The 24245-nt window shown below is 70.9% G+C and carries 20 protein-coding genes and 4 tRNA genes; 14 read left to right on the top strand and 10 right to left on the bottom strand.

Annotation, left to right across the window (positions count from 1 at the left end):
* Nucleotides 1-77: 77 nt before the first annotated feature.
* Together hrpA and ACIF6F_RS11485 are read left to right on the top strand one after the other, a co-directional pair.
* Nucleotides 78-4025 (top strand): ATP-dependent RNA helicase HrpA, encoded by a 3948-nt coding sequence (gene hrpA / locus ACIF6F_RS11490; protein WP_399944512.1) that lies wholly within the window; start codon nucleotides 78-80, stop codon nucleotides 4023-4025.
* A 107-nt stretch (nucleotides 4026-4132) separates the two neighbouring features.
* Nucleotides 4133-4206 (top strand) — tRNA-Asp (locus ACIF6F_RS11485).
* Between the two features lie 512 nt (nucleotides 4207-4718).
* Here ACIF6F_RS11485 and bldC read toward each other — a convergent pair.
* Complete coding sequence (bldC, locus tag ACIF6F_RS11480; protein ID WP_003949541.1) at nucleotides 4719-4925, bottom strand: developmental transcriptional regulator BldC; 207 nt, start codon at nucleotides 4923-4925, stop codon at nucleotides 4719-4721.
* A gap of 497 nt (nucleotides 4926-5422) precedes the next feature.
* A complete protein-coding gene (locus tag ACIF6F_RS11475; protein ID WP_399944509.1) occupies nucleotides 5423-6277 on the bottom strand; it encodes a hypothetical protein in 855 nt (284 codons plus the stop codon).
* Between the two features lie 166 nt (nucleotides 6278-6443).
* Here ACIF6F_RS11475 and ACIF6F_RS11470 point away from each other — a divergent pair, with 166 nt between their 5' ends.
* Complete coding sequence (locus ACIF6F_RS11470; RefSeq protein WP_399944506.1) at nucleotides 6444-7535, top strand: Leu/Phe/Val dehydrogenase; 1092 nt, start codon at nucleotides 6444-6446, stop codon at nucleotides 7533-7535.
* Nucleotides 7536-7829: 294 nt separating this feature from the next.
* A complete protein-coding gene (locus ACIF6F_RS11465; RefSeq protein ID WP_399944503.1) occupies nucleotides 7830-8090 on the top strand; it encodes a DUF3073 domain-containing protein in 261 nt (86 codons plus the stop codon).
* 91 nt (nucleotides 8091-8181) lie between these two features.
* Here the strand turns inward: ACIF6F_RS11465 and purM are convergent, their stop codons facing one another.
* Nucleotides 8182-9276 (bottom strand): phosphoribosylformylglycinamidine cyclo-ligase, encoded by a 1095-nt coding sequence (gene purM, locus ACIF6F_RS11460; protein WP_399944500.1) that lies wholly within the window; start codon nucleotides 9274-9276, stop codon nucleotides 8182-8184.
* 37 nt (nucleotides 9277-9313) lie between these two features.
* Nucleotides 9314-10831, bottom strand: a complete 1518-nt coding sequence (gene purF, locus ACIF6F_RS11455; protein ID WP_399944497.1) for an amidophosphoribosyltransferase — start codon at nucleotides 10829-10831, stop codon at nucleotides 9314-9316.
* A gap of 147 nt (nucleotides 10832-10978) precedes the next feature.
* On the opposite strand from purF, the gene ACIF6F_RS11450 reads away from it, so the two are divergent.
* The gene (locus ACIF6F_RS11450; protein ID WP_399944495.1) at nucleotides 10979-11074 is read left to right on the top strand and encodes a putative leader peptide; all 96 of its coding nucleotides are present in this window, start codon (nucleotides 10979-10981) and stop codon (nucleotides 11072-11074) included.
* Nucleotides 11075-11189: 115 nt separating this feature from the next.
* Complete coding sequence (locus tag ACIF6F_RS11445) at nucleotides 11190-12626, top strand: sulfatase (protein WP_399944492.1); 1437 nt, start codon at nucleotides 11190-11192, stop codon at nucleotides 12624-12626.
* Nucleotides 12627-12703: 77 nt separating this feature from the next.
* Here ACIF6F_RS11445 and ACIF6F_RS11440 read toward each other — a convergent pair whose 3' ends face one another.
* The 6 genes from ACIF6F_RS11440 to purS all read right to left on the bottom strand — a co-directional run bounded on the left by ACIF6F_RS11440 (nucleotide 12704) and on the right by purS (nucleotide 18996).
* Nucleotides 12704-13507 carry an META domain-containing protein gene (locus tag ACIF6F_RS11440; protein ID WP_399944489.1) on the bottom strand — a complete coding sequence of 268 codons (804 nt, stop codon included), beginning with the start codon at nucleotides 13505-13507 and terminating at the stop codon, nucleotides 12704-12706.
* Nucleotides 13508-13652: 145 nt separating this feature from the next.
* Entirely contained in the window at nucleotides 13653-14432 is a 780-nt protein-coding gene (locus ACIF6F_RS11435; RefSeq protein ID WP_399944487.1) for a sterol carrier family protein, read from the bottom strand.
* Nucleotides 14433-14450: 18 nt separating this feature from the next.
* Entirely contained in the window at nucleotides 14451-15725 is a 1275-nt protein-coding gene (locus ACIF6F_RS11430) for a hypothetical protein (protein WP_399944484.1), read from the bottom strand.
* Between the two features lie 96 nt (nucleotides 15726-15821).
* The gene (gene purL, locus ACIF6F_RS11425; protein WP_399944481.1) at nucleotides 15822-18071 is read right to left on the bottom strand and encodes a phosphoribosylformylglycinamidine synthase subunit PurL; all 2250 of its coding nucleotides are present in this window, start codon (nucleotides 18069-18071) and stop codon (nucleotides 15822-15824) included.
* Entirely contained in the window at nucleotides 18068-18748 is a 681-nt protein-coding gene (purQ, locus tag ACIF6F_RS11420) for a phosphoribosylformylglycinamidine synthase subunit PurQ (protein WP_399944479.1), read from the bottom strand. The genes purL and purQ overlap by 4 nt, the downstream gene beginning before the upstream one ends.
* Before the next feature lie 2 nt (nucleotides 18749-18750).
* Nucleotides 18751-18996 (bottom strand): phosphoribosylformylglycinamidine synthase subunit PurS, encoded by a 246-nt coding sequence (gene purS / locus ACIF6F_RS11415; RefSeq protein ID WP_352197884.1) that lies wholly within the window; start codon nucleotides 18994-18996, stop codon nucleotides 18751-18753.
* A gap of 344 nt (nucleotides 18997-19340) precedes the next feature.
* Here purS and ACIF6F_RS11410 point away from each other — a divergent pair, with 344 nt between their 5' ends.
* The 8 genes from ACIF6F_RS11410 (at nucleotide 19341) to ACIF6F_RS11375 (ending at nucleotide 24121) form a co-directional block, all read left to right on the top strand.
* Entirely contained in the window at nucleotides 19341-19658 is a 318-nt protein-coding gene (locus tag ACIF6F_RS11410; RefSeq protein WP_399944607.1) for an Lsr2 family protein, read from the top strand.
* A 141-nt stretch (nucleotides 19659-19799) separates the two neighbouring features.
* A tRNA-Gly gene (locus ACIF6F_RS11405) sits at nucleotides 19800-19871 on the top strand.
* 94 nt (nucleotides 19872-19965) lie between these two features.
* Nucleotides 19966-20038, top strand: a tRNA-Gly gene (locus ACIF6F_RS11400).
* Nucleotides 20039-20237: 199 nt separating this feature from the next.
* A complete protein-coding gene (locus ACIF6F_RS11395; protein ID WP_399944476.1) occupies nucleotides 20238-21179 on the top strand; it encodes an ABC transporter ATP-binding protein in 942 nt (313 codons plus the stop codon).
* Nucleotides 21176-22123, top strand: a complete 948-nt coding sequence (locus tag ACIF6F_RS11390) for an ABC transporter permease (RefSeq protein ID WP_399944474.1) — start codon at nucleotides 21176-21178, stop codon at nucleotides 22121-22123. Before ACIF6F_RS11395 ends, ACIF6F_RS11390 begins: the two co-directional genes overlap by 4 nt.
* Before the next feature lie 59 nt (nucleotides 22124-22182).
* Nucleotides 22183-23418 (top strand): sensor histidine kinase, encoded by a 1236-nt coding sequence (locus ACIF6F_RS11385; RefSeq protein ID WP_399944471.1) that lies wholly within the window; start codon nucleotides 22183-22185, stop codon nucleotides 23416-23418.
* Nucleotides 23415-24026, top strand: a complete 612-nt coding sequence (locus tag ACIF6F_RS11380; protein WP_399944468.1) for a response regulator transcription factor — start codon at nucleotides 23415-23417, stop codon at nucleotides 24024-24026. The genes ACIF6F_RS11385 and ACIF6F_RS11380 overlap by 4 nt, the downstream gene beginning before the upstream one ends.
* A 22-nt stretch (nucleotides 24027-24048) precedes the next feature.
* Nucleotides 24049-24121: transfer RNA gene (locus tag ACIF6F_RS11375), tRNA-Gly, on the top strand.
* Nucleotides 24122-24245: the final 124 nt, after the last annotated feature.

The following is a 24245-nucleotide window of genomic DNA, read 5'->3' as shown; positions in this document are numbered from 1 at the left end:
TCGTCCCGAAATGGTACGTCCCGCCCTCTGAAATGGGTTCGCCACCCGGAGGGCATCGGTGAGATCCTCGATCAGGTATGTCTACTTCCTTCGCCGCCCTCCAGACCTTGCTCGCGGAGCTCCCGCTCCGCGACGCGCACCGCCTCGGCCGCCGTCTCGAGGGCGCGCGGCGCATCCGAAAGCCGGAGGCACGCCAGGCGGTCATCGACGAGATCGCCGCCGAGGCCGCGAAGGCCGCCGAGCGGGTGGCCGCGCGTGCCGCGCGGCGGCCGGAGATCACGTATCCGGAAACGCTCCCGGTCAGTCAGAAGAAGGACGAGATCGCCGAGGCGATACGCGACCACCAGGTCGTGATCGTCGCGGGCGAGACCGGATCCGGCAAGACCACGCAGATCCCCAAGATCTGCATGGAGCTGGGCCGGGGCCTGCGCGGCATGATCGGGCACACGCAGCCGCGCCGGATCGCGGCCCGCACGGTGGCGGAGCGGATCGCCGAGGAGCTGAAGACCGAGCTCGGCGAGACGGTCGGCTGGAAGGTCCGGTTCACGGACCAGGTCGACCCGGACGCGACCTTCGTGAAGCTGATGACGGACGGCATCCTGCTCGCCGAGATCCAGACGGACCGCGAGCTGCGCGCCTACGACACGATCATCATCGACGAGGCCCACGAGCGCAGCCTCAACATCGACTTCCTGCTCGGCTACCTCGCCCAGCTGCTCCCGAAGCGCCCCGACCTCAAGGTCGTGATCACCTCCGCGACGATCGACCCGGAGCGCTTCTCCCGCAACTTCGGGGACGCCCCGATCGTCGAGGTCAGCGGCCGTACGTACCCGGTGGAGGTGCGCTACCGGCCGCTCCTGGAGGAGGACTCCGAGGAGTCCGACCGGGACCAGATCACCGCCATCTGCGACGCCGTCGACGAGCTCCAGGCCGAGGGGCCCGGCGACATCCTGGTCTTCCTCTCCGGCGAGCGCGAGATCCGCGACACCGCGGACGCCCTCAACAAGCTGAAACTTCGTTTCACGGAGGTGCTGCCCCTCTACGCCCGCCTCTCGCACGCCGAGCAGCACCGGGTCTTCCAGCAGCACACCGGCCGCCGGATCGTCCTGGCGACCAACGTCGCCGAGACCTCCCTCACCGTGCCGGGCATCAAGTACGTGATCGACCCGGGCACCGCCCGCATCTCCCGGTACAGCCACCGCACGAAGGTGCAGCGGCTGCCGATCGAGCGGATCAGCCAGGCCAGCGCCAACCAGCGCAAGGGCCGCTGCGGCCGTACCTCGGACGGCATCTGCATCCGGCTGTACTCCGAGGACGACTTCAACGCGCGCCCGGAGTTCACGGACGCCGAGATCCTCCGCACCAACCTGGCGTCGGTCATCCTGCAGATGACGGCGGCCGGGCTGGGCGAGATCGAGAAGTTCCCCTTCATCGACCCGCCGGACCACCGCAACATCCGCGACGGCGTGCAGCTGCTCCAGGAGCTGGGCGCTCTCGACCCGGCCCAGAAGGACCCGAAGAAGCGGCTCACCCCGCTCGGCCGGAAGCTCTCCCAGCTGCCGGTCGACCCCCGGCTGGCCCGGATGGTCGTCGAGGCCGACAAGAACAACTGCGTCCGCGAGGTCATGGTCATCGCGGCCGCCCTGTCGATCCAGGACCCGCGCGAGCGGCCCTCGGACAAGCAGACCCAGGCGGACCAGCAGCATGCCCGTTTCAAGGACGAGACCAGCGACTTCCTGGCCTTCCTGAACCTGTGGCGGTACGTCCGCGAGCAGCAGAAGGAGCGCGGCTCGTCCGCCTTCCGCCGGATGTGCAAGCAGGAGTACCTGAACTTCCTGCGGATCCGCGAGTGGCAGGACATCTACTCGCAGCTGCGTACGGTCGCCAAGACCATGGGCATCCACCTCAACGAGGCCGACGCCCCCGAGCAGCACATCCACGTCTCGCTGCTGGCCGGCCTGCTCTCGCACATCGGCCTGAAGGACACCGACAAGAACGAGTACCTCGGCGCCCGGTCGGCCAAGTTCGCGATCTTCCCGGGCTCTGCGCTGTTCAAGAAGCAGCCGAAGTTCGTGATGTCGGCGGAGCTGGTGGAGACCTCCCGGCTGTGGGCCCGGGTGAACGCCAAGGTCGAGCCCGAGTGGGTCGAGCCCCTCGCCCAGCACCTGATCAAGCGCACGTACAGCGAGCCGCACTGGGAGAAGGACCAGGCGGCCGTCATGGCGTACGAGCGGGTGACGCTGTACGGCGTACCGATCGTCGCCCAGCGCAAAATCAACTACGGGAAGATCGACCCCGAGGTCTCGCGCGAGCTGTTCATCCGCAACGCGCTCGTCGAGGGCGACTGGCGCACGCATCACAAATTCTTCTCCGACAACCGCAAACTCCTCACGGAAGTAGAGGAGTTGGAGCACCGGGCGCGCCGTCGCGACATTCTCGTGGACGACGAGACGCTCTTCGATTTCTACGACCAGCGCATCCCCGAGCACGTCGTATCCGGAGCCCATTTCGACTCGTGGTGGAAGCACAAGCGCCGCGATGAACCCGAACTCCTGGATTTCGAACGGGAGATGCTTCTCACGGAGAAGGCCGCCGGGGTCACGAAGGACGACTATCCCGACTCGTGGCGCCAGGGGAACCTCAAGTTCAAGGTCACCTACCAGTTCGAGCCGGGCGCGGACGCGGACGGCGTGACCGTCCACATTCCGCTCCAGGTGCTCAACCAGGTGACGGACCAGGGGTTCGACTGGCAGATCCCGGGCCTGCGCGAGGAGGTCGTCACCGAGCTGATCCGCTCGCTGCCCAAGCCGATCCGGCGCCACTACGTGCCGGCGCCGAACTTCGCCGGCCGCTTCCTCGACACCACGGCCCCGTCGGCCTCCGGCCGCGATCAGACGCCGCAGGAGCCGCTGACGGTCACCCTGGCGCGGGAGCTCCAGCGGATGGTGGGCGTCCCGGTGACCCCCGAGGACTTCGACCTCACCCGGATCCCGGACCACCTCAAGATCACTTTCCGGATCGTCGACGAGCGGCGCCGCAGGATCGCCGAGGGCAAGGACCTGGAGGCCCTGCGCCTCAAGCTGCGGCCCAAGGCCCGCCAGGCCCTCTCCCAGGCCGCCGCGGCCACCGCCGAGCGCTCCGGCGGCGAGTCCGTGGAGCGGGCCGGGCTGACGGACTGGACGATCGGCACGCTGACCAGGGTCTTCGAGACCCGGCGGGCCGGCCAGCCGGTCAAGGCGTACCCGGCCCTGGTGGACGAGGGCGACACCGTCGCGGTCCGGCTCTTCGACACCGAGGCGGAGCAGCGCCAGGCGATGTGGCGGGGCACCCGGAAGCTGATCATGCTGAACATTCCGGTCAACCCCGCGAAGTTCGCCTCGGACCGGCTCGGCAACCAGGACAAGCTCGCGCTCTCCCGGAACCCGCACGGCTCCGTCCAGGCCCTCTTCGACGACTGCGCCACGGCCGCTGCCGACCGGCTGATCGCCGACCACGGGGGCCCGGCCTGGGACGAGGAGTCCTTCCGGAAGCTCTACGACAAGGTGCGCGCCGACCTCGTGGAGCTGACCGTCCGCACGGTCTCCCAGGTCAGGCAGATCCTGGCCGCCTGGCAGGCCTGCGAGCGCCGTCTGAAGGCCACGAACAGCCTCGCCCTCCTGAACAACGTCCAGGACGTCAGGACGCAGCTGGCGGCGCTCGTGCCGGCCGGCTTCGTGACGCTCACCGGCGTCGGACGGCTGCCGGACCTGATGCGCTACCTGGTGGCCGTGGACCGGCGCCTCCAGCAGATGCCCACGGGCGTGCAGCGGGACACCACCCGCATGGAGAAGGTCCACGAGATGCAGGACGAGTACGCCTGGCTGCTGGAACAACTGCCGCAGGGGCGCCCCGTGCCGCAGGAGGTGCTGGACATCCGCTGGATGATCGAGGAGCTGCGGGTGAGCTACTTCGCCCACGCGCTCGGCACGGCGTACCCCGTCTCGGACAAGCGGATCGTGAAGGCCATCGACGCCGCGGCGCCCTGACCGCGCTCCGGCCGGAGCCCGGCCGGAGCCCCGCGGGGAGCGGGTTCGACCGCACCCCGGGAACTGCTGTACAGTCTGATTCGCAGCCGAGCATTCGGCGGCAACGAGGTCCTGTGGAGCAGTTGGTTAGCTCGCCACCCTGTCAAGGTGGAGGTCGCGGGTTCAAGTCCCGTCAGGATCGCCCTACCGAAGAAGCCCGCATCCCCTGGATGCGGGCTTCTTCGTATTCGCGCGCCCCACAGACGCCCACAGACGCCCTCAGTCGCGTGTTCGAGTTTCCGGGTTTGACTGTCACCCGAAAGTGGAATGACCAATTCCGACAGGTCGGGCCAAAAGTCGCCCGTTCGCATGACCGGTCTCACCCGAGGAGTCCCTTTACGGGTGCATTGCCGGAATGACAAGAGTGGACCAGTGTGACAGGTGTCACCAGACGAGTTTTCGGAACCCTCTTATTTATGGCCCCCCTACACCCCGTCCATTTTATATGTGCAATTGCACCTCATGGCGACCGCCGGCGCCGGACACAAAAAGATCGCGCTGGACCCGGCGGAGTCCAGCGCGATCAGACGACTTCACACCCTGCCGAGCAGGGGCTGAGAACCTGTTGGGGCAGGTCCCGTCGTATGGAGCTGTGTGGGTTAATCGGGTTGGGGGACCCGATTAAGACCCGGCAATACGGGGTGCTGCGGAAACTCAGGCCTCGCTGCGCTGCTGCGGAATTCCCGCAAGCAGGGCGCGGACCTCAGCCTCGCGGTAACGGCGGTGTCCACCCAGGGTGCGGATGGACGTGAGCTTGCCAGCCTTGGCCCAGCGGGTGACCGTCTTCGGGTCCACGCGGAACATCGTGGCGACCTCAGCCGGGGTCAGCAGCGGCTCGGCATCAGGGGTGCGAGCGGTCATGAGCGGCCTCCTCGGGAGAACCGAACCATCTCGGTTCTTTCCTCTAAATTCTGCACCTTGGCCCGCGTTGCCCGAAATGGACATACGCGGGCCGAGTCGGTTATAGGACGAACGGCTTGTCCTCGGCACTACAACTACACCATCTGTCCAGCCACGTCGGCCAAACCGATGGAATTGCCCTCTGAGGTGTTCATCCAAGACGGAAGACGCCGGACCCGCCCATAACGGACAGTCACCCCACAGTGACGATCAGTCACACAGCGATCGGGAGCCATTCGACCCCCCATAGAGTGCAATACCGAGCATTCCGCCCTTACTTGGACGGATGGAACCCTCCCCGGACTCCTTGTCCTATTTTGGCACGAGGGTAGGGGAACGGCGCAAGGGTGTGCTTAGTGCGGTCCGTCACGCTTGAGCCAATGGCCCGGATCGGGACGTAGGTCCCGACCCAAGGACCCGAAGCGTGTAAACGATCTCTGATTCCGTGGCCGAAGTCACTAGTTGGCGAAGAGTCGTTCCCGAACCGAGCGCCAACGCTCCGCCAGCACCTCGTACCGCTCCTCCGCCGTCCGCTCGTCACCGTCCCGCAGGGCGGCGATCCCGGCCGCCAGGTCCGCCGCCGACCGGTCGGCCGCCAGGCGCGCCTTCGGCAGGGCGTGGACCAGACCGCCGTAGTCGAGTTCGAGCATCGAGCGCGGGTGGAACTCCTCCAGCCACTTACCGACGTCGACCAAGGCCTCGGCCAGCGGTCCGTAGCCCTCCGCCCGGCGCAGCACCCGCAGCGCCAGGGCCAGCCGCCGCCGGCCCTGGACCATCGGCGCCCGGTACCGCAGCCGCTCCCCGGGAACGTACTCGCGCTCATCGTCCGCGAAAAGCACGAACCAGCGCAGTGGCACCTGCCACACCGCCGACCTGATCCAGGGCCGCGCGTCCGGGTGCCGCTCCCGCCACCGCTCGAAGTCCGCGAGCGCCTGGAGCCGCACCACGGGGGGCAGCGCCGCGTCCAGCACGGGCGCCGGGAACTCTTCGGTCAGCTCCTCCAGCGCCAGCCAGCCCCGCAGCCTGGTCCGCCAGGGGCACACCAGCAGCGTCCCGCCGACCCGCTCGACGAAGGCGTCCGGGCTCTCGTGCACCGGCACCCCGACCGGCGGCACCGGCACCAAGTCCGCCAGGCACCGGCGGAGTTCGTCCTGGTACGTGGGGATCTCGCCGCGCCGGGCGTACTCCGCCCAGTGGCTGCGCTCGGGCTCGTCGAAGGCCGCGAGGGGTTCGTACACGCGCAGGTAGGAGGCGTACGGGACGGTCAGCGCCGACCGCGCGGAAGGTGCCCTGCGCTCGGAGGATTCGGTCACCCCCACCTCCTCCCCGCTGCCCGCCCCGGCTACTCCGGTACTCCGGGAGAGGGTGATCCTCGGCACTGGGCCCTTCGGGGCACCCCTTTGGACTTACGCTGCTCTCACACGCCCTCCCCACCCGCAGGAGGGCCCCCGCCGCATCTCTTCCATGGGAGTCACCACCGTGACCGAAATGACCGACGGCGTCCTGCACACCCTGTTCCGCACGGAGCAGGGCGGCCACGAGCAAGTCGTGCTGTGCCAGGACCGCGCCACGGGCCTGAAGGCCGTCATCGCCATCCACTCCACCGCGCTGGGCCCGGCCCTCGGCGGCACCCGCTTCCACGCGTACGCCTCCGACGAGGAGGCCGTCCGCGACGCGCTGAACCTCTCGCGCGGCATGTCGTACAAGAACGCCATGGCCGGTCTCGGACTCGGCGGCGGCAAGGCCGTGATCATCGGTGACCCGGACGTCATCAAGACCGAGGAACTCCTGCTGGCCTACGGCCGGTTCGTCGAGTCCCTCGGCGGCCGGTACGTGACCGCCTGCGACGTCGGCACCTTCGTCGCCGACATGGACGTGGTGGCCCGCGAGACCCGCTGGGCGACCGGCCGCTCCCCCGAGAACGGCGGCGCCGGCGACTCCTCCGTGCTGACCGCGTACGGCGTCTTCCAGGGCATGCGCGCCAGCGCCCAGCACGTGTGGGGCGACCCGACCCTCCGCGGCCGCAAGGTCGGCGTGGTGGGCGTCGGCAAGGTCGGCCACTACCTGGTCGAGCACCTGCTGGAGGACGGCGCCGAGGTTGTCATCACGGACGTCCGCCAGGAGTCCGTGCAGCGCATCGTCGACAAGCACCCGCAGGTCACGGCCGTCGCCGACACCGACGCCCTGATCCGCACCGAGGGCCTGGACATCTACGCCCCGTGCGCGCTGGGCGGCGCCCTGAACGACGACTCGGTCCCCGTCCTCACCGCGAGGATCGTCTGCGGCGCGGCCAACAACCAGCTGGCGCACCCGGGCATCGAGAAGGACCTCGAGGACCGCGGCATCCTGTACGCCCCCGACTACGTGGTGAACGCCGGCGGCGTGATCCAGGTGGCGGACGAGCTGCACGGCTTCGACTTCGACCGCTGCAAGATCCAGGCGACCAAGATCTTCGACACCACCCTGGAGATCTTTGCTCGCGCGAAGGCCGACGGCATCCCGCCGGCCGCGGCGTCGGACCGGATCGCCGAGCAGCGCATGGCGGAGGCCCGCTCCGCCCGTACGGCGTAAAGGCCTGAAAACGGGCAACCGCACGGCCCGCCGGGGCGCAGCGAGACAAGACTCACTGCACTTCGGCGGGTCGGCCCGCGATTAGGGGCTAAAATCGCAGCTGACCAGCGAGTACGGGGCGCCTCGCCGGCACTGCTCCGAGGCACGTCATGCGGGCGACGTACCGTATGGCCGCGGAAACAGGTACCGTTAAAGCCCTACGGACACGGTCTCTCCACGGGGAGTCCGTTCCGAATCATGAACGCGTGTCAAGACTCTGGGGCCGTCGAGCCCCGTCACCGAGGGGGTCGAGCCATGGGGCGCGGCCGGGCCAAGGCCAAGCAGACGAAGGTCGCCCGCCAGCTGAAGTACAACAGCGGCGGGACTGACCTGTCGCGTCTGGCCAACGAGCTGGGCGCATCGACTTCGCAGCCGGTTTCGAACCAGCCGCCTAACGGCGAGCCGTTCGAGGACGACGACGAGGACGACGACCCGTACGCCCGCTACGCGGATCTGTACAACGACGATGACGAGGACGAAGAGTCCGACCCGTCGTCGCAGCGTCGCGGCGCTTGACGCATCCGGTCCGCCGGCGGTTCCACCGCCGGCAAGGACCACAACACCAAACCCGGTCCAGGGCGAACCCCGGACCGGGTTTTCGTGCTGCTCAGCTCGCGTAGGTGCCGGTCAGGGTCGCGCCCTCGGCGTGCTCGCCGCGCTCGACGATCTCACCGGCGACCCAGGCGTCCACGCCCCGGTCGGCCAGCGTCGTCAGCGCGACCTCCACCGACTCCTGGGGCAGGACGGCCATCATGCCGACGCCCATGTTCAGGGTCTTCTCCAGCTCCAGCTGCTCGACCCGGCCCGCCTTGCCGACCAGGTCGAAGACCGCGCCCGGCGTCCAGGTCGAACGGTCGACCGTGGCGTGCAGGTGGTCCGGGATGACCCGGGCCAGGTTCGCGGCCAGGCCACCGCCGGTGATGTGCGAGAACGCGTGCACCTCGGAGGTCCGGGTGAGCGCCAGGCAGTCGAGCGAGTAGATCTTCGTCGGCTCCAGCAGCTCCTCGCCGAGGGTCCGGCCGAACTCCGGGACCTCGCGGTCCAGGGACAGGCCGGCGCGGTCGAAGAGCACGTGGCGGACCAGCGAGTACCCGTTCGAGTGAAGGCCGGAGGACGCCATCGCGATGACCGCGTCCCCCGTACGGATGCGATCCGCGCCCAGCAGGCGGTCGTACTCGACCACGCCCGTGCCGGCACCGGCGACGTCGAAGTCGTCCGGCCCCAGGAGGCCCGGGTGCTCGGCGGTCTCGCCGCCCACCAGGGCGCATCCGGCCAGGACGCAGCCCTCGGCGATGCCCTTGACGATCGACGCGACCCGCTCCGGGTGGACCTTGCCCACGCAGATGTAGTCGGTCATGAACAGCGGCTCGGCACCGCAGACGACGATGTCGTCCATGACCATCGCGACCAGGTCGTGGCCGATGGTGTCGTACACGCCCATCTGGCGGGCGATGTCGACCTTGGTGCCGACGCCGTCGGTGGCGGAGGCGAGCAGCGGGCGCTCGTAGCGCTTGAGGGCGGAGGCGTCGAAGAGGCCGGCGAAACCGCCGAGGCCGCCGAGGACCTCGGGGCGCTGCGTCTTCTTCACCCACTCCTTCATCAGCTCGACGGCGCGGTCGCCCGCTTCGATGTCGACGCCCGCGGACGCGTAGGAGGCACCGGTGCCCGCCTGCGGAGCAGGCTCGAAGGACTCAGCAGACATGGGGTTGAGAACTTTCGTGTTCGTACTGCGTGAGGGGTTACGGGCGACGGAGCGCGTCGGCGGCGTCGGCACCGCCCGCCAGCTCGGTCTCCAGCAGCTGCTTGCCCAGGAGCTCCGGGTCGGGCAGCTCCATGGGGTACTCGCCGTCGAAGCAGGCGCGGCAGAGGTTCGGCTTCTGGATCGTGGTCGCCTCGACCATCGCGTCGAGCGAGATGTACGCGAGGGAGTCGGCGCCCAGGGACTTGCCGATCTCCTCGATCGACATGCCGTTGGCGATCAGCTCCGCACGGGTGGCGAAGTCGATGCCGAAGAAGCACGGCCACTTCACCGGCGGGGAGGAGATCCGGATGTGGACCTCGGCCGCACCGGCCTCGCGGAGCATCTTCACGAGCGCGCGCTGGGTGTTGCCGCGGACGATCGAGTCGTCGACGACCACCAGGCGCTTGCCCCGGATGACTTCCTTGAGCGGGTTGAGCTTCAGGCGGATGCCCAGCTGGCGGATGGTCTGCGACGGCTGGATGAAGGTCCGGCCCACGTAGGCGTTCTTCACCAGGCCGGAGCCGTACGGAATGCCGCTGGCCTCGGCGTAGCCGACGGCGGCGGGGGTGCCCGACTCCGGCGTCGCTATCACCAGGTCGGCTTCGACCGGAGCTTCCTTGGCCAGGCGGCGGCCCATCTCGACACGCGAGAGGTACACGTTCCGGCCGGCGATGTCCGTGTCCGGGCGGGCCAGGTACACGTACTCGAAGACACAGCCCTTGGGCTTCGCTTCCGCGAATCGGGACGTACGGAGACCGTTCTCGTCGATGGCGACGATCTCACCCGGCTCGACCTCGCGGACGAAGCTGGCACCGCAGATGTCGAGTGCGGCGGTCTCGGAGGCGACGACCCAGCCGCGCTCCAGGCGGCCCAGGACCAGCGGGCGGATGCCCTGCGGGTCACGGGCGCAGTACAGGGTGTTCTCGTCCATGAAGACGAGGGAGAAGGCTCCGCGGACCTTGGGCAGGACCACGGCCGCGGATTCCTCGATGGTCAGCGGCTTGCCGTCGGCATCGACCTGTCCGGCCAGCAGGGCCGTGACCAGGTCGGTGTCGTTGGTCGCCGCCACCTGAGTGGCGCGGCCGTCCTGGCGCGGCAGGTCCGCGACCATCTCGGCCAGTTCGGCGGTGTTCACCAGGTTGCCGTTGTGGCCCAGGGCAATGGAGCCGTGGGCGGTGGCACGGAAGGTGGGCTGCGCGTTCTCCCACACCGAGGCACCGGTGGTCGAGTAACGGGCGTGACCGACCGCGATATGGCCCTGGAGGGAGCCGAGGGAGGTTTCGTCGAAGACCTGGGACACGAGGCCCATGTCCTTGAAGACGAGGATCTGGGAACCGTTGCTCACAGCGATGCCCGCGGACTCTTGTCCACGGTGCTGCAGTGCATACAGTCCGAAGTAGGTGAGCTTGGCGACCTCTTCACCCGGAGCCCAGACACCGAAGACGCCGCAAGCGTCCTGGGGGCCCTTCTCGCCGGGGAGCAGGTCGTGGTTGAGTCGTCCATCACCACGAGGCACGACACCGAGTCTAGGCGACGTCGACCACTGGTCCGAATTGGGGAGGGCCGGGAAATGTCACAGCACAGAGGGTGACGGAGCCCCTCCGTCTCGGTATTCGGATCGTTTGTTGACATCTACAAGGGAATTCGTGGAGGCTCTCGCCCCATGCAGCCCCTCGGTGACCGAGTCGTCACCCTCGTCGAGCGCCGGCACGTGGACCTGGTCCGTGTCGCGAGCGCCATCTGTCGCTGCTCCGCGTAGTCACAACTCTTTTCCCTTTTCCCTTTCTTCTCCGCCCAGCCCTGCCCGGGGCCGCCGCGCGCCGTCCCGCGCGCCACCCGGCCGAGGGGCCGGCCGGCTGCGCCCTGGAGCATTTGTGTCTTCCTCCGATTCCCGTTCCGCCTCCCCCCTGTCCCGCCGGGCCTTCGGCGGGGCCGTCACGGCCGGTGCCGCGGCCGCCGCGGGCCTCGCCGGAGCCCCTTCCGCGGGTGCCGCCGAGGCCTCCCCGGCCACCGGCGGGGCCCCGGCCGAGCACGCCTTCCGGGCGGCCCGCGGACGCCACTCCCGGCGGCCCAACATCCTGTTCATCCTGGGCGACGACCTCGGCTGGGCAGACCTCTCGTCGTACGGATCCAGCCACATCCGCACCCCCCACCTCGACCGGCTGGCCCGGCAGGGCGTGCGGTTCACCGACGCCTACTCGGGCTCCGCGACCTGCTCCCCGACCCGCTTCAGCCTCTACACCGGGCGCTTCCCGGGCCGTACCAGGGGCGGGCTGGCCGAGCCGATCGCCGACAGGTCGGCGGGCCTGGAGCCCACCCACCCGACGCTGGCCTCGCTGCTGCGGGACTCCGGCTACGCGACCGCGCTGATCGGCAAGTGGCACTGCGGCTACCTGCCCGACCACAGCCCCACCCGGTCCGGCTGGGACGAGTTCTTCGGCAACTTCGGCGGGGCCCTGGAGTACTACTCCAAGCTGAGCAACACCGGCGAGTACGACCTCTACGAGGGCGACGCCGAGTACAAGGACCTGCGGTACTACACGCGGATCCTCACCGAGCGGGCGAGCGAGTACATCGGGCGCGACCACGACCGGCCCTGGCTGCTCAACCTGAACTTCACGACCCCGCACTGGCCCTGGATCGCCGATGGCGACGAGGCGGAGGGGGCCGAGATCGCCCGCCGGATCAGGGCCGGCGACAACCGGGCGCTGTGGCACCAGGACGGCGGCTCGATCGAGAAGTACAAGGAGCTGGTCGAGGACCTCGACCGGTCGGTCGGCGAGGTGCTGAAGGCCCTGAAGCGGTCCGGCCAGGAGCGGGACACGCTGGTGTTCTTCGCCAGCGACAACGGCGGCGAGCGCTTCTCGTACAACTGGCCGCTGGCCGGGAACAAGGGCTCGCTCCAGGAGGGCGGCATCCGCGTCCCCACGATCGTGCGCTGGCCGGCCCGGCTCGACGGGGCCCAGATCAGCCACGAGCCGGTGTTCACGCCGGACTGGACGGCCACCCTGCTGGAGGTGGCCGGGGCCCGGCCGCACCCGGCGTACCCGCTGGACGGGACGAGCCTGGCGGGGTACCTGCTGCGCGGCGAGGAGCTGCCCGAGCGGGACCTGTTCTGGCGGGTGCGGGGCGAGCGGGCGCTGCGGCGCGGCGACTGGAAGTACTACCGCGGCAAGAGCGGTCGAGACCAGCTCTTCGACCTGTCGGCGGACGTGCGCGAGCAGGCGGACCGGGCCGCGCTGCGGCCCGACCTGCTGGTGGAGCTGAGGTCGGCCTGGGAGCGCACCGACGCCGGGCTGCTCCCGTACTGAGCCGTGTCCCCCTGAGGGGAGTGGGTCCCGTACCGGCCCCGGCCCACCCGGGGCCGGTACGGGACGCGTGCGGGCCGCTAGGAGGCGGCCGGCCGGCCGTCGGCGCGCAGGCCCTTGCCGTTCGGGGCGGTCAGCGTCAGCACGCCGCTCTCGACGGAGTACGCGACCTTGCCCTTCAGGACGGCCGAGACCGCCTTCTCCACCTCGCCGGCGGGGCCGGTGCAGGCCATCCGCGTCGAGGCGAGCGGACCGAAGGTCACCTCGCCGCCGGCCGCGGTCGCCTTGCTGGTGAAGTTATTGCAGCCGAGGTTGCCCTGGACCGCGCCGTCCTTGCCGATCACGAACCAGGCCTTGCCGTTCGCGTCCTGCGGGACGGAGGTCACGGCCTGGCCCTCGACCAGCGAGTCGACCGTCCAGCGGGTGCCGTTGAGCGGGGTGAGCGTCTCGGGCTTCGAGGTCAGGGTGATCTTGTCGCCGCCCGCGGTGGTGAGGGTCAGCCGGTCACCGGAGACCGCGGTGGTCAGCTTGCCGGTGATCAGCTTCTGGAAGGCCTCGCCGAACTTCATGGCGGCCGGGTCGCAGCCGATGTCGGTGACCTCGGCGTCCTTCACGGTGAGGCTGTTGCCGTCGGCCTCGGCCGGGGCGGTGAAGTCGGCGCAGCCGTTGTTGCCCTGCACCTTGCCGTCTTCGATCAGGAGGTGGGCACCCGCACCGGCGGGGGCCGCCTCACGCTTGCCGTCGTTGTCGAGTGTTTCCACGGTCCACTTGACTCCGGACACGCCCTTGCCGCCCGGGGCCGTGCCTGCGGTCTCGGTGGCACCGCAGGCCGTCAGGGCCAGGGACGCGGCGAGGGCCGCGGTGATGACGTGATGGGTACGCATGCCGCTCTGACGTGGCGGACGGCGGGCCGGTTCCCCTGGATCCGCCGATTCCCGGATCCGTTCCGGATCGGCCCCGCAGCACGCCCGGTTGCTCCGGATACGCCCTGGAATTCCGCCTGTTCGGCGCCCGGGGGCCCGGTGCGGCTCAGCTCATCACCGGCAGGATGGCGCTCAGGTCGGCCCGCTCCCCGCTCGCGCTGACCGCCGCGTCCGCCACCGCCGCCGCCCAGCCGGTACGGCCGGTGGCCAGCCGGAGCCAGGTGAGCGGGTCGGTCTCCACCACGTTGGGCGGCGTACCGCGGGTGTGCCGGGGCCCCTCCACGCACTGGACCACGGCGAAGGGCGGCACGCGGACCTCGACGGAGCCGCCGGGGGCCTTGGCCGCGAGGGCATCGGCGAGCACCCGTACGCAGGTGGCCAGGGCCTGACGGTCGAGCGGCACGGAAAGGCCCAGGGCGCGGTTGAGGTCGTCGGTGTGGACGACGAGCTCCACGGTCCTGGTCACGACGAAGTCCGCCACGGACATGCCGCCGATCCAGAGCGCGAGCAGCCGGTCGCCGGGCAGCACGGCCAGCAGCTCGGTGAGGCGCTCGCCGGTCCGCGCGTACAGCTCCCCGAGGTCCAGCGGCTCGTCCCCGCGGTGCGCGCCCACGATCCGGTCCGCGATGGGCTCGGTGGTGAACGGCCAGGTCCGTACGGTGACTTCGGCCTTCTCCGCCGGAGGCCGGCCCGCGGCCCCGGCCAGCGAGCCGACGGCCCAGGCGATGTGCTCGGCGAGGTCGCGTACGGTCCACTCCCCGACGCCCGCGTCCGCGGCGAGCTGCTCCTCGGTCAGGCGGTCCACCGCCTCGGCGACGTGCCGGAACTGGGCGAGCACCGCCGCCCTGGTCTTCGCCGGGTCGTAGCTGCGCGTCTTGGGTGCCATGCCGGCGAGTCTGCCCGATCAGTCACCGCCGCCGCAGCCACCGCCGCAGCTGCTGCCGCAACTGCTCCCGCAGGAGTCCCCGGAGGACCCGCAGCCGCCGCTGTCGGAGGACGAGGAGGAGGACGCCCGTTGGCGCTCGCGGCGGGCCTCCCGCTCCGCACGCTGCGCCAGGGTGTACGAGGTGCCCGCCGGCTGCCACCCGTACAGGGAATGGCGGCGGCGCGCGAGCAGCGGGACCGCCTTGATCCGCACCCCGATCCGGGTGTCGCCGTAGAAGTCCGCGAACTCCATCACCACCTCCGCCCCTTCGCGCGGGACGCCGTAGAGCAGCGCCTCGTACGGCTCGGCGTACTCGTTGACGTCGTGGTGGTCGGCGCGCAGCCGCTCCTCGGCGCCGCCGACGAGGGTCCGGCCGGTGAAGGCCATGTCCTCGAAGCGGTCGCGGAAGCCGATCAGCGGCCTGCCGGTGGTGTCGGAGGCGTTCGGGTAGAGCCAGCTGTGGTCGTAGGTGTCGGCCCGCACGCCGACGACCAGGACGGGCTGCGGCCCCGCGTGCAGCCGGCGGGCCGCCCACTGCCGGGACATCCCCCGCGCGAGCAGCGGCATCCCGGGGGCGAGGGCCAGGAGGGCGATGACCTGCTGGCCCGTCGGGTCGTACGGGTGAGCCGTGCCGGCGCCGGCCTCCGCCACCGCTCCCCAGACGAGGAGCCCGGCTCCGGCCAGGCAGAGCAGCACCCCCGACAGCAGCTGCGGAAGGCCCCGGAGGCGGTGGGAGGCGGGCAGTCCGTCCGGCACGGGTACGCGCCGCTCGCCCGCGGCGGCCAGGGCCAGCGCGCCCTGGCGCCGGCGGGCCCGCAGGCGGAACCAGGCACCGGTGGCCGTCCAGACCGAGAGGGCGAGGAGCAGGACCGTGCCCGCCCGGGCCGGCGCGTCGTCGACGGGAACACCGCCCCAGGACAGCAGCATCAGGGCGCCGAGCAGGCCGGACATCACGAGCGTCAGCCACGGGGCGAGGCGATAGGCCAGCGGGAGGCCGACCATCAGCACGGCCTCGGGGTACCCCTCCCAGTGGGCCTCCCAGCCGGTGCCGCCCACCGCGGCCTCGGGCTCGTTCCAGGCCACCAGCACGATCGAGACGAACACGAGCACCCAGAGCACCCAGCTCCCGGCGTTCGGGGCGAAGACGGCGGGCGGGCCGGCCGCGCGCCAGCGCTCGGCGTCCTCGGCGGACCAGGTGGCGGCGCCGCCCTCGGGTATCGCGGCGGGCGGCAGGAACTTGACGTGGTCACTCACGCCGCCAGTATGCGAAGCGCCCCCGCGGCCCAGAAGGGCCGCGGGGGCAACGGAATCGCTACGGCCGCTCGGGCCGGGTGCGCTCCCGGACCGGCGTCACGCGAGCAGCGCCGGGATGGTCGCCTCGTGGGCCTCGCGCAGCTCGGCCAGCGGGATGGCGAACTCGCCCTGGATCTCGATCGCGTCGCCGTCCACGACACCGATGCGGGTGGCCGGGAGGCCCCGGGCGCCGCACATGTCGGTGAAGCGGAGCTCCTCGCTGCGGGGGACGGACACGATGGCCCGGCCCGCCGACTCGGAGAAGAGGAAGGTGAACGCGTCCAGCCCCTCGGGCACGACCACGCGGGCGCCGTTCCCGCCGCGCAGGCAGGACTCGGTGAGCGCCTGGACGACGCCGCCGTCCGACAGGTCGTGCGCGGCGTCGATCATGCCGTCGCGGGAGGCGGAGATCAGGATCTCGCCGAGCAGCTTCTCGCGGCCCAGGTCCACCTTCGGGGGCATGCCGCCGAGGTGGTCGTGGACGACCTGGGACCAGGCCGAGCCGCCGAGCTCCTCGCGGGTGTCGCCGAGGAGGTAGAGCAGCTGGCCCTCCTCCTTGAACGCCATCGGCGTGCGGCGGGTGACGTCGTCGATCACACCGAGGACCGCCACGACCGGGGTCGGGTGGATCGCGGTGTCGCCCGTCTGGTTGTAGAGGGAGACGTTGCCGCCGGTGACCGGGGTGCCCAGCTCCAGGCAGCCGTCCGCGAGACCGCGGGTGGCCTCGGCGAACTGCCACATGACGGCCGGGTCCTCGGGCGAGCCGAAGTTCAGGCAGTCGGAGATGGCCAGCGGCTTGGCACCCGTGGCGGCGACGTTGCGGTACGCCTCGGCCAGCGCGAGCTGCGCGCCCGTGTACGGGTCGAGCTTGGCGTACCGGCCGTTGCCGTCGGTCGCCATGGCCACGCCGAGGTTGGTCTCCTCGTCGATGCGGACCATGCCGGCGTCCTCGGGCTGCGCGAGGACGGTGTTGCCCTGCACGAAGCGGTCGTACTGGTCGGTGACCCAGGACTTCGACGCCTGGTTGGGCGACGAGACCAGGGCCAGGACCTGCGCGCGCAGCTCCTCGGAGGTGGCCGGGCGGGGCAGCTTGTTCGCGTCGTCGGCCTGGAGGGCGTCCTGCCAGTCCGGACGGGCGTACGGGCGGTGGTAGACCGGGCCCTCGTGGGCGACGGTGCCCGGGGGCACGTCCACGATCTGCTCGCCGTGCCAGAAGATCTCCAGGCGCTCGCCGTCGGTCACCTCACCGATGACGGTGGCGATGACGTCCCACTTCTCGCAGATCTCCATGAAGCGGTCGACGTGCTGCGGCTCGACGATCGCGCACATGCGCTCCTGCGACTCGCTCATGAGGATCTCCTCGGGCGAGAGCGTCGCGTCGCGCAGCGGGACGGTGTCCAGCTCGACCCGCATGCCGCCGGAACCGGCCGAGGCCAGCTCGGAGGTGGCGCAGGACAGGCCGGCGCCGCCGAGGTCCTGGATGCCCGCGACCAGCTTCTCCTTGAAGATCTCCAGGGTGCACTCGATGAGGAGCTTCTCCTGGAAGGGGTCGCCGACCTGGACGGCGGGGCGCTTGGTCGGCTTCGTGTCGTCGAAGGTCTCGGACGCGAGGACCGAGACGCCGCCGATGCCGTCGCCGCCGGTGCGGGCGCCGTAGAGGATGACCTTGTTGCCGGGGCCGGAGGCCTTGGCGAGGTGGATGTCCTCGTGCTTCATGACGCCGATGCAGCCGGCGTTGACCAGCGGGTTGCCCTGGTAGCAGGAGTCGAAGACGACCTCGCCGCCGATGTTGGGCAGGCCCAGGCAGTTGCCGTAGCCGCCGATGCCCGCGACGACGCCCGGCAGGACGCGCTTGGTGTCGGGGTGGTCCGCGGCGCCGAAGCGCAGCGGGTCGACGACGGCGACCGGGCGGGCACCCATGGCGAGGATGTCGCGGACGATGCCGCCGACGCCGGTGGCCGCGCCCTGGTAGGGCTCGATGTACGAGGGGTGGTTGTGCGACTCGACCTTGAAGGTGACCGCGTAGCCCTGGCCCACGTCGACGACGCCGGCGTTCTCGCCGATGCCGACGAGCATGGCGTCGTTCTCGGGGGCCTTCTCGCCGAACTGCCTCAGGTGGACCTTGCTGCTCTTGTACGAGCAGTGCTCGGACCACATGACCGAGTACATGGCGAGCTCGGCACCGGTGGGACGGCGGCCCAGGATCTCGCGGATCCGGGCGTACTCGTCCTCCTTGAGGCCGAGCTCCTTCCACGGCTGGGACGCGTCGGGGGTCTCGGTCGCGTTCTTGACGGTGTCGAGGGTCATGCGCTTACCAGCTTCTTCAGTACCGAGGTGAAGAACGGCAGGCCATCGGTGCGGCCCGTGCCGACCAGCGGCTCGACGGCGTGCTCGGGGTGCGGCATCAGGCCGACGACGTTGCCCGCCGCGTTGGTGATGCCGGCGATGTCGCGGAGCGAACCGTTCGGGTTGAAGTCGACGTAACGGAACGCGACCCGCCCCTCGGCCTCCAGCTCGTCGAGCGTGCGCTCGTCGGCGACGTAGCGGCCGTCCATGTTCTTGAGGGGGACCGAGATCTCCTGGCCCTGCTCGTAGTCGCCGGTCCAGGCGGTCTGCGCGTTCTCGACGCGCAGCTTCTGGTCGCGGCAGATGAAGTGCAGGTGGTTGTTGCGGAGCATGGCGCCCGGCAGCAGGTGGGCCTCGGTGAGGATCTGGAAGCCGTTGCAGATGCCGAGGACGGGCATGCCCGCCCTGGCCTGCTCGATGATCGTCTCCATGACCGGCGAGAAGCGGGAGATGGCTCCCGCCCGGAGGTAGTCGCCGTAGGAGAAGCCGCCCGCGAGGACGACCGCGTCGACCTGGTGGAGGTCCTTGTCGCGGTGCCACAGCGAGACCGGCTCGGCGCCCGCGAGGCGGACGGCACGGAGCGAGTCACGGTCGTCGAGCGTTCCGGGGAACGTGACGACTCCGATGCGAGTGGTCACCGTCAGGCCTCGACCTTCACGGTGAAGTCTTCGATGACGGTGTTGGCGAGGAACGTTTCGGCCATCTCGTGGATGCGGTCGAGGGCGGCCTGGTCGACCGGTCCCTCCACCTCCAGCTCGAAGCGCTTCCCCTGGCGGACGTCGGCGATGCCCTCGAAGCCCAGGCGCGGCAGTGCACGCTGCACCGCCTGGCCCTGGGGGTCGAGGATCTCCGGCTTGAGCATGACGTCGACTACGACGCGTGCCACTGGCACTCCCGAAAGGTGGTTGGTGCGGCGGTTCCTTCAGCGTACCCGCCCGAAATTTCTACGCGGGTAGATATCGCCTGCCCCGATCACGCGCAGATCACGGCGCCGTTCCCGCGGCGGGTTTCGGACGCACCAACACTTCACAAAATCGCCCGGAAAACCCCGCGTCCGGGATTGCGGTGGGACACGCGGAGGCAATTAACTGGGCTTCCCACTTCATTGCGAATCGCGGTACAAAGGAATCCACGGGGATTCCCCGGTGAAGACGCATTGTTCCGAAACATCCATACAGTCTTCATCGCCGCACGTCAACGCGGTGTTGGGACATGAAGGGGCCGATATCCGTGGCGCAGCGCGTAGTAGTCACGATCTCCGACGACATCGATGGCGGAGAAGCGGCGGAAACGGTCGTCTTCGGACTGGACGGTAAGTCGTACGAGATCGACCTCAATCTTGCGAACGCGAAGAAACTGCGCAAGAGCCTGGCGCCTTACGTGGCGGCCGGCCGGCGGCAGGCGCGCTCGGGCAAGACCTACAAGCACACCTCCCTCGCACCCGACCCGGCGGTCGTCCGTGCGTGGGCCCGTTCGAACCAGCTCGACGTGCCCCCGCGGGGCCGGATCCCCAAGAAGGTCTACGAGGCGTACAGCGAGGCCCACTGACGGTCCGCCCGCCGGTCCGCGGGTCCGGGCCGGGCCCGTGGACCGGCGGGCCGGAACGGATTTGCCAAGCACCCCCCGGGATCCGCTAGTATGTGGATCACGCCGACGGGCAAGACCGCAGGTCAAAGCCTCGAAGGTCGTGCGGGTGTAGTTCAGTAGCAGAACATCCCCCTTCCAGGGGGAAGGCGCAGTGTGCGATTCCTGTCACCCGCTCTGCATCGCTTTGCCAACCACTCCGGTGGATCAGGTAGAGTGGTGCTCGCACCGCCCGGCGGCTCCGGTTTTCCAAGCCGACGGTCGGAACCATGCGGACGTGGCTCAGTTGGTAGAGCATCACCTTGCCAAGGTGAGGGTCGCGAGTTCGAATCTCGTCGTCCGCTCGTGAAAGAAGGCCCGGTCATCAGACCGGGCCTTCTGCGTTTTCCCGGTCGTTCCCGGACCCTCGGCTTCGAGCGGTTCCCGGCCCATCGGCCCGGTCGTGCCTCCCGCCTCCGGTTCCGCGGCCCCGATGACAAATGTCATCGGAGGCCGTGACAGCGCGCACTGCCCGGCACCGCGGGGCGCCGGAAGTCTGGAGGCATGACCCCAACCGACGAGCACGTCATCACCGCCGAGCGGCTGCGCCGCTCGTACGCGGGCGGCTTCGAGGCCGTCCGGGGCGTCTCCTTCGCCGTGGCACGCGGCGAGGTCTTCGCCCTCCTCGGCACCAACGGCGCCGGCAAGACCTCCACCGTCGAACTCCTCGAAGGCCTGGCGCGCCCCGCCGAAGGGCAGGTCCGCGTCCTCGGCCTCGACCCCTGGAGCCGCCGGGCCGAGGTCCGGCCGCGCACCGGCGTGATGCTCCAGGACGGCGGCTTCCCCTCCGACCTCACGGTCGCCGAGACGGCCCGGATGTGGGCCGGCGTCACCTCCGCCGCCCGCGGACCCGCCGGTGCCCGCCGCCGTACGGAGGTGCTGGAGCGCGTCGGACTCGCCGCCCGGGCCGACGTACGGGTGAAGCAGCTTTCCGGGGGCGAACGCCGCCGGCTCGACCTCGCGCTCGCCCTGCTCGGCCGGCCCGAGGTGCTCTTCCTCGACGAGCCGACCACCGGCATGGACCCCGAGGGCCGCCGCGACACCTGGGCCCTGGTCCGCGAACTGCGGGACGAGGGCACCACCGTGCTGCTCACCACCCACTACCTGGAAGAGGCCGAGCAGCTCGCAGACCGCCTGGGCATCCTGCACGCGGGCGAACTCGTGCTGTCCGGCACGCCCGACGAGGTCACCGCGGCCCGCCCGGCCCGCATCAGGTTCCGGCTGCCGGAAGGCGTGCCGGCCGCCCGGCTGCCGCTGGCGCTGCGGGCCGCGGCCGACGGGCCCCGCGTGGAGATCCGCACCACCGCGCTCCAGCAGACCCTCGCCGAACTCCTGCGCTGGGCGGAGGACTCCGGCGTCGCGCTGGACCGCCTCGACGCCCGCTCCGCCTCCCTGGAGGAGGCGTTCCTCGACATCGCCGCGAGCACCCCGGAGGCCGTCCGATGAGCACCGTCCGCACCACCGGCGGCAACACCACCGGCAAGGCCACCGACGGCAAGGCCTCCGTCGGCGGGCGCAGCAGAGGCCGGGAGGCCGCCGGGCGCCTGCTCCGGCACGCCACCGGGGGCCCGCACCTGCCGCACGCGAAGGGCGGAGGCCGCGGCCCGCAGGACCGCCCCGCGCTCGGTGCCGTCAGCCCCGCCCGGCTCGGCGCCCTGGGGCGAGCCGAGCTGACCCTGCTGCTGCGCAACCGCAACGGGCTCTTCACGGCCCTCCTCATGCCCGCGCTGATGCTGTTCGTGCTGCGCTCGGTGGTCGCCGGGATGCCGTCGCGCGACCTCCCCATGGGGGCCGGCACGGCCACCCTCGTCGGCGGCACCGGGATGACCCTGCTGCTCGTCGTCTACATGGGCCTGGTCGCCACCTACACCGCCCGCCGCGAGGAACTGGTGCTCAAGAGGCTGCGTACGGGGGAGGCGACCGACCCCGAGATCCTCGCCGGGGCCGCGCTGCCGGCCACCGTGATCGCCCTCGTCCAGTGCGCCGTGCTGACGGCCGGCGGGGTGGCGGTGCTGGGCGTGCCCGGGCCGGAGCGGCCCGAGCTCCTGCTGCTGGGCGTGCTGGCCGCCGTACCGCTCATGGCCGGGCTGTCCGCGCTCACCTCCGCGGTCACGCGCACCGTCGAGAGCGCGGGGCTCACCACGCTGCCGCTCTTCCTCGTCACCGTCCTCGGGTCGGGAATGACGATCCCGCGGGACGCGCTCCCCGGGCCCGTCGGCGATCTCTGCGAACTGCTGCCCTTCAGCGGGGTGATGGAGTTCGTACGTGCGGGCTGGCTCGGCACGGACGGCGCGGGGGACCTGTTCCAGGCGGGCGTGATGACGCTCGTATGGGCGATCATCACCGTGTCGGCGGTGGGGCGGTGGTTCCGCTGGGAGCCGCGGCGCTGACGTACGGGACGGCGGGCGCCCGGTCCGCGGTGCGGCCGGACGCGACGGGGGGAGCAGGGATGTCCAGACTGACGGGCTGGTGGGCGGGGCGGGGCAGCGCGGCCAAGGTCGAGCTGTACACCCGGTGGTCCTTCCACTCCTTCGCCCTGATCGAGGTGCTGACCATCGCGCTGGGCTCGACGGGCGGGCGGCTCGGGCCGACCCCGCTCGCGGTCGGCATCGGGATCCTGGTCTGCGCGCACGCGGGCCTCTGCGCCACCCTTTCCGCCCGGGCACTGGCCTGGGCGGCCGGGCGGCGCGAGCGCCCCGACAGGACCGCGTACGCGCTGACGGCGCTGACCGCGGCCATCGTGCTCGGCGTGTTCGGGATGACCGCGGGCGGGCTGATCACCGACGTCGATCTGGGACTCACCCTGGTGATCGGGCCGGTCGGCTTCGGGATCTGCGCGCTCGTGCTGTGCCTGCGGCGGGTGCGGGAGATGACCTGCCTCGTGCTGGGCTGGGCCTGCTTCACGGCGGCGTCGGCGCTCGCCTTCGGCCGGGGCGTGGAGGCGGTCCCGTTCGGGGTCGCGGTGGTGCTCACCGGGCTGCTGTTCTCCGTCACCGCCGGGTTCTCCTCGTGGCTGGTGCGCGTGGTCCGGGAGCTGGACCGGTCGCGGGAGCTGCGGGCCCGGCTCGCGGTCGCCGAGGAGCGGCTGCGCTTCGGGCGCGACCTGCACGACGTACTGGGACGGAACCTCGCGGTGATCGCCCTCAAGAGCGAGCTGGCGGTCCAACTGGCCCGGCGGGAGCGCCCGGAGGCAATGGACCAGATGGTCGAGGTGCAGCGGATCGCGCGGGAATCCCAGAAGGAGGTCAGGGACGTGGTGCGGGGCTATCGCGAGGCGGATCTGGCCGTGGAGCTGGAGGGTGCGCGAGGCGTGCTGGCCGCGGCGGGCATCGCATGCCGCGTGGTCGGTGCGGCCGGCGGCGGTCTGCCGGCCGAGGTGCAGTCCGCGCTCGGCTGGGTCGTGCGGGAGGCCACCACGAACGTGCTGCGGCACGGGGACGCCCGGGACTGCCTGATACGGCTCACCGGCGGCCCGGGGGAGGGCGGCCGCGTGGTGCTGGCCGTGGAGAACGACGGGGCGCCCGGGACGCCCGCGGGCCCGCCGGGTTCGGGGCTCGCCGGGCTGCGGGAACGGCTGGCGGCGCTCGGCGGCACGCTGGAGGCCGGGCCGGTGGCGGGGGGACGGTTCCGGCTGACGGCCGTGGTTCCGGCGGCGGCCGTCGCCGGGGAAGGGGTGGGGGCATGACGCCCGTACGCGTACTGCTGGCCGACGACGAGCACCTGATCCGGGGGGCGCTCGCGGCGCTGCTGGGTCTGGAGGACGACCTGCTGGTGGTGGCCGAGGCGGCCTCGGGGCCGGAGGCGCTCGCGATGGCCCTCGCGCACCGGCCCGACGTGGCCGTGCTGGACCTTCAGATGCCCGGGGCGGACGGTGTGAGCGTGGCCACATCGCTGCGGGCCGAACTCCCGGGCTGCCGGACCATGATCGTGACCAGTCACGGGCGGCCCGGGTACCTGAAACGGGCCCTGGAGGCGGGCGTGCGGGCCTTCGTGCCCAAGACCGTGTCGGCCCGTCGGCTGGCCGAGATCATCAGGACCGTGCAGGCCGGGGGCCGGTACGTGGACCCGGAGTTGGCGGCCGACGCGATCAGTGCCGGGGACTCGCCGCTGACCGCACGGGAGGCCGAGGTTCTCGAACTCGCGGCGGACGGCGCGCCGGTGGCGGAGATCGCGGAGCGGGCCGCGCTGTCGCCCGGGACGGTGCGGAACTACCTCTCGTCGGCGGCCGCGAAGCTGGGCGCCGAGAACCGGCACGCGGCCGTGCGTCTCGCCCGCCTCAAAGGTTGGGTATAGTAGGTCCCGCGCTACGGCGCATGCGGACGTGGCTCAGTTGGTAGAGCATCACCTTGCCAAGGTGAGGGTCGCGAGTTCGAATCTCGTCGTCCGCTCGTGAAGGAAGGCCCGGTCATCAGACCGGGCCTTCTGCGTTGTCCGGACTCTCCGGGGTCACCGGGTGCGGGCACGCCGCCCCGCCGGCCCGGCGCCCGTGTGGGGGGCCGGGCCGGCGGGGGC

Source organism: Streptomyces sp. NPDC086023 (assembly GCF_044540325.1).
GTDB lineage: Bacteria > Actinomycetota > Actinomycetes > Streptomycetales > Streptomycetaceae > Streptomyces.
The sequence above is the reverse complement of the archived record's forward strand: the minus strand, read 5'-3'. Positions and strand labels throughout refer to the sequence as shown.

What these genes read in the sequence shown, in the direction of transcription:
- ACIF6F_RS11385 (WP_399944471.1), top strand. Translation starts at nt 22,183, where the DNA reads ATGTCCAGACTGACGGGCTGGTGGGCGGGGCGGGGCAGCGCGGCCAAG.
- bldC (WP_003949541.1), bottom strand. Translation starts at nt 4,925, where the DNA reads ATGACCGCTCGCACCCCTGATGCCGAGCCGCTGCTGACCCCGGCTGAG.
- hrpA (WP_399944512.1), top strand. Translation starts at nt 78, where the DNA reads ATGTCTACTTCCTTCGCCGCCCTCCAGACCTTGCTCGCGGAGCTCCCG.
- ACIF6F_RS11380 (WP_399944468.1), top strand. Translation starts at nt 23,415, where the DNA reads ATGACGCCCGTACGCGTACTGCTGGCCGACGACGAGCACCTGATCCGG.
- ACIF6F_RS11450 (WP_399944495.1), top strand. Translation starts at nt 10,979, where the DNA reads ATGCAGCCCCTCGGTGACCGAGTCGTCACCCTCGTCGAGCGCCGGCAC.
- purM (WP_399944500.1), bottom strand. Translation starts at nt 9,276, where the DNA reads ATGTCTGCTGAGTCCTTCGAGCCTGCTCCGCAGGCGGGCACCGGTGCC.
- ACIF6F_RS11465 (WP_399944503.1), top strand. Translation starts at nt 7,830, where the DNA reads ATGGGGCGCGGCCGGGCCAAGGCCAAGCAGACGAAGGTCGCCCGCCAG.
- ACIF6F_RS11440 (WP_399944489.1), bottom strand. Translation starts at nt 13,507, where the DNA reads ATGCGTACCCATCACGTCATCACCGCGGCCCTCGCCGCGTCCCTGGCC.
- ACIF6F_RS11395 (WP_399944476.1), top strand. Translation starts at nt 20,238, where the DNA reads ATGACCCCAACCGACGAGCACGTCATCACCGCCGAGCGGCTGCGCCGC.
- ACIF6F_RS11390 (WP_399944474.1), top strand. Translation starts at nt 21,176, where the DNA reads ATGAGCACCGTCCGCACCACCGGCGGCAACACCACCGGCAAGGCCACC.
- ACIF6F_RS11435 (WP_399944487.1), bottom strand. Translation starts at nt 14,432, where the DNA reads ATGGCACCCAAGACGCGCAGCTACGACCCGGCGAAGACCAGGGCGGCG.
- purL (WP_399944481.1), bottom strand. Translation starts at nt 18,071, where the DNA reads ATGACCCTCGACACCGTCAAGAACGCGACCGAGACCCCCGACGCGTCC.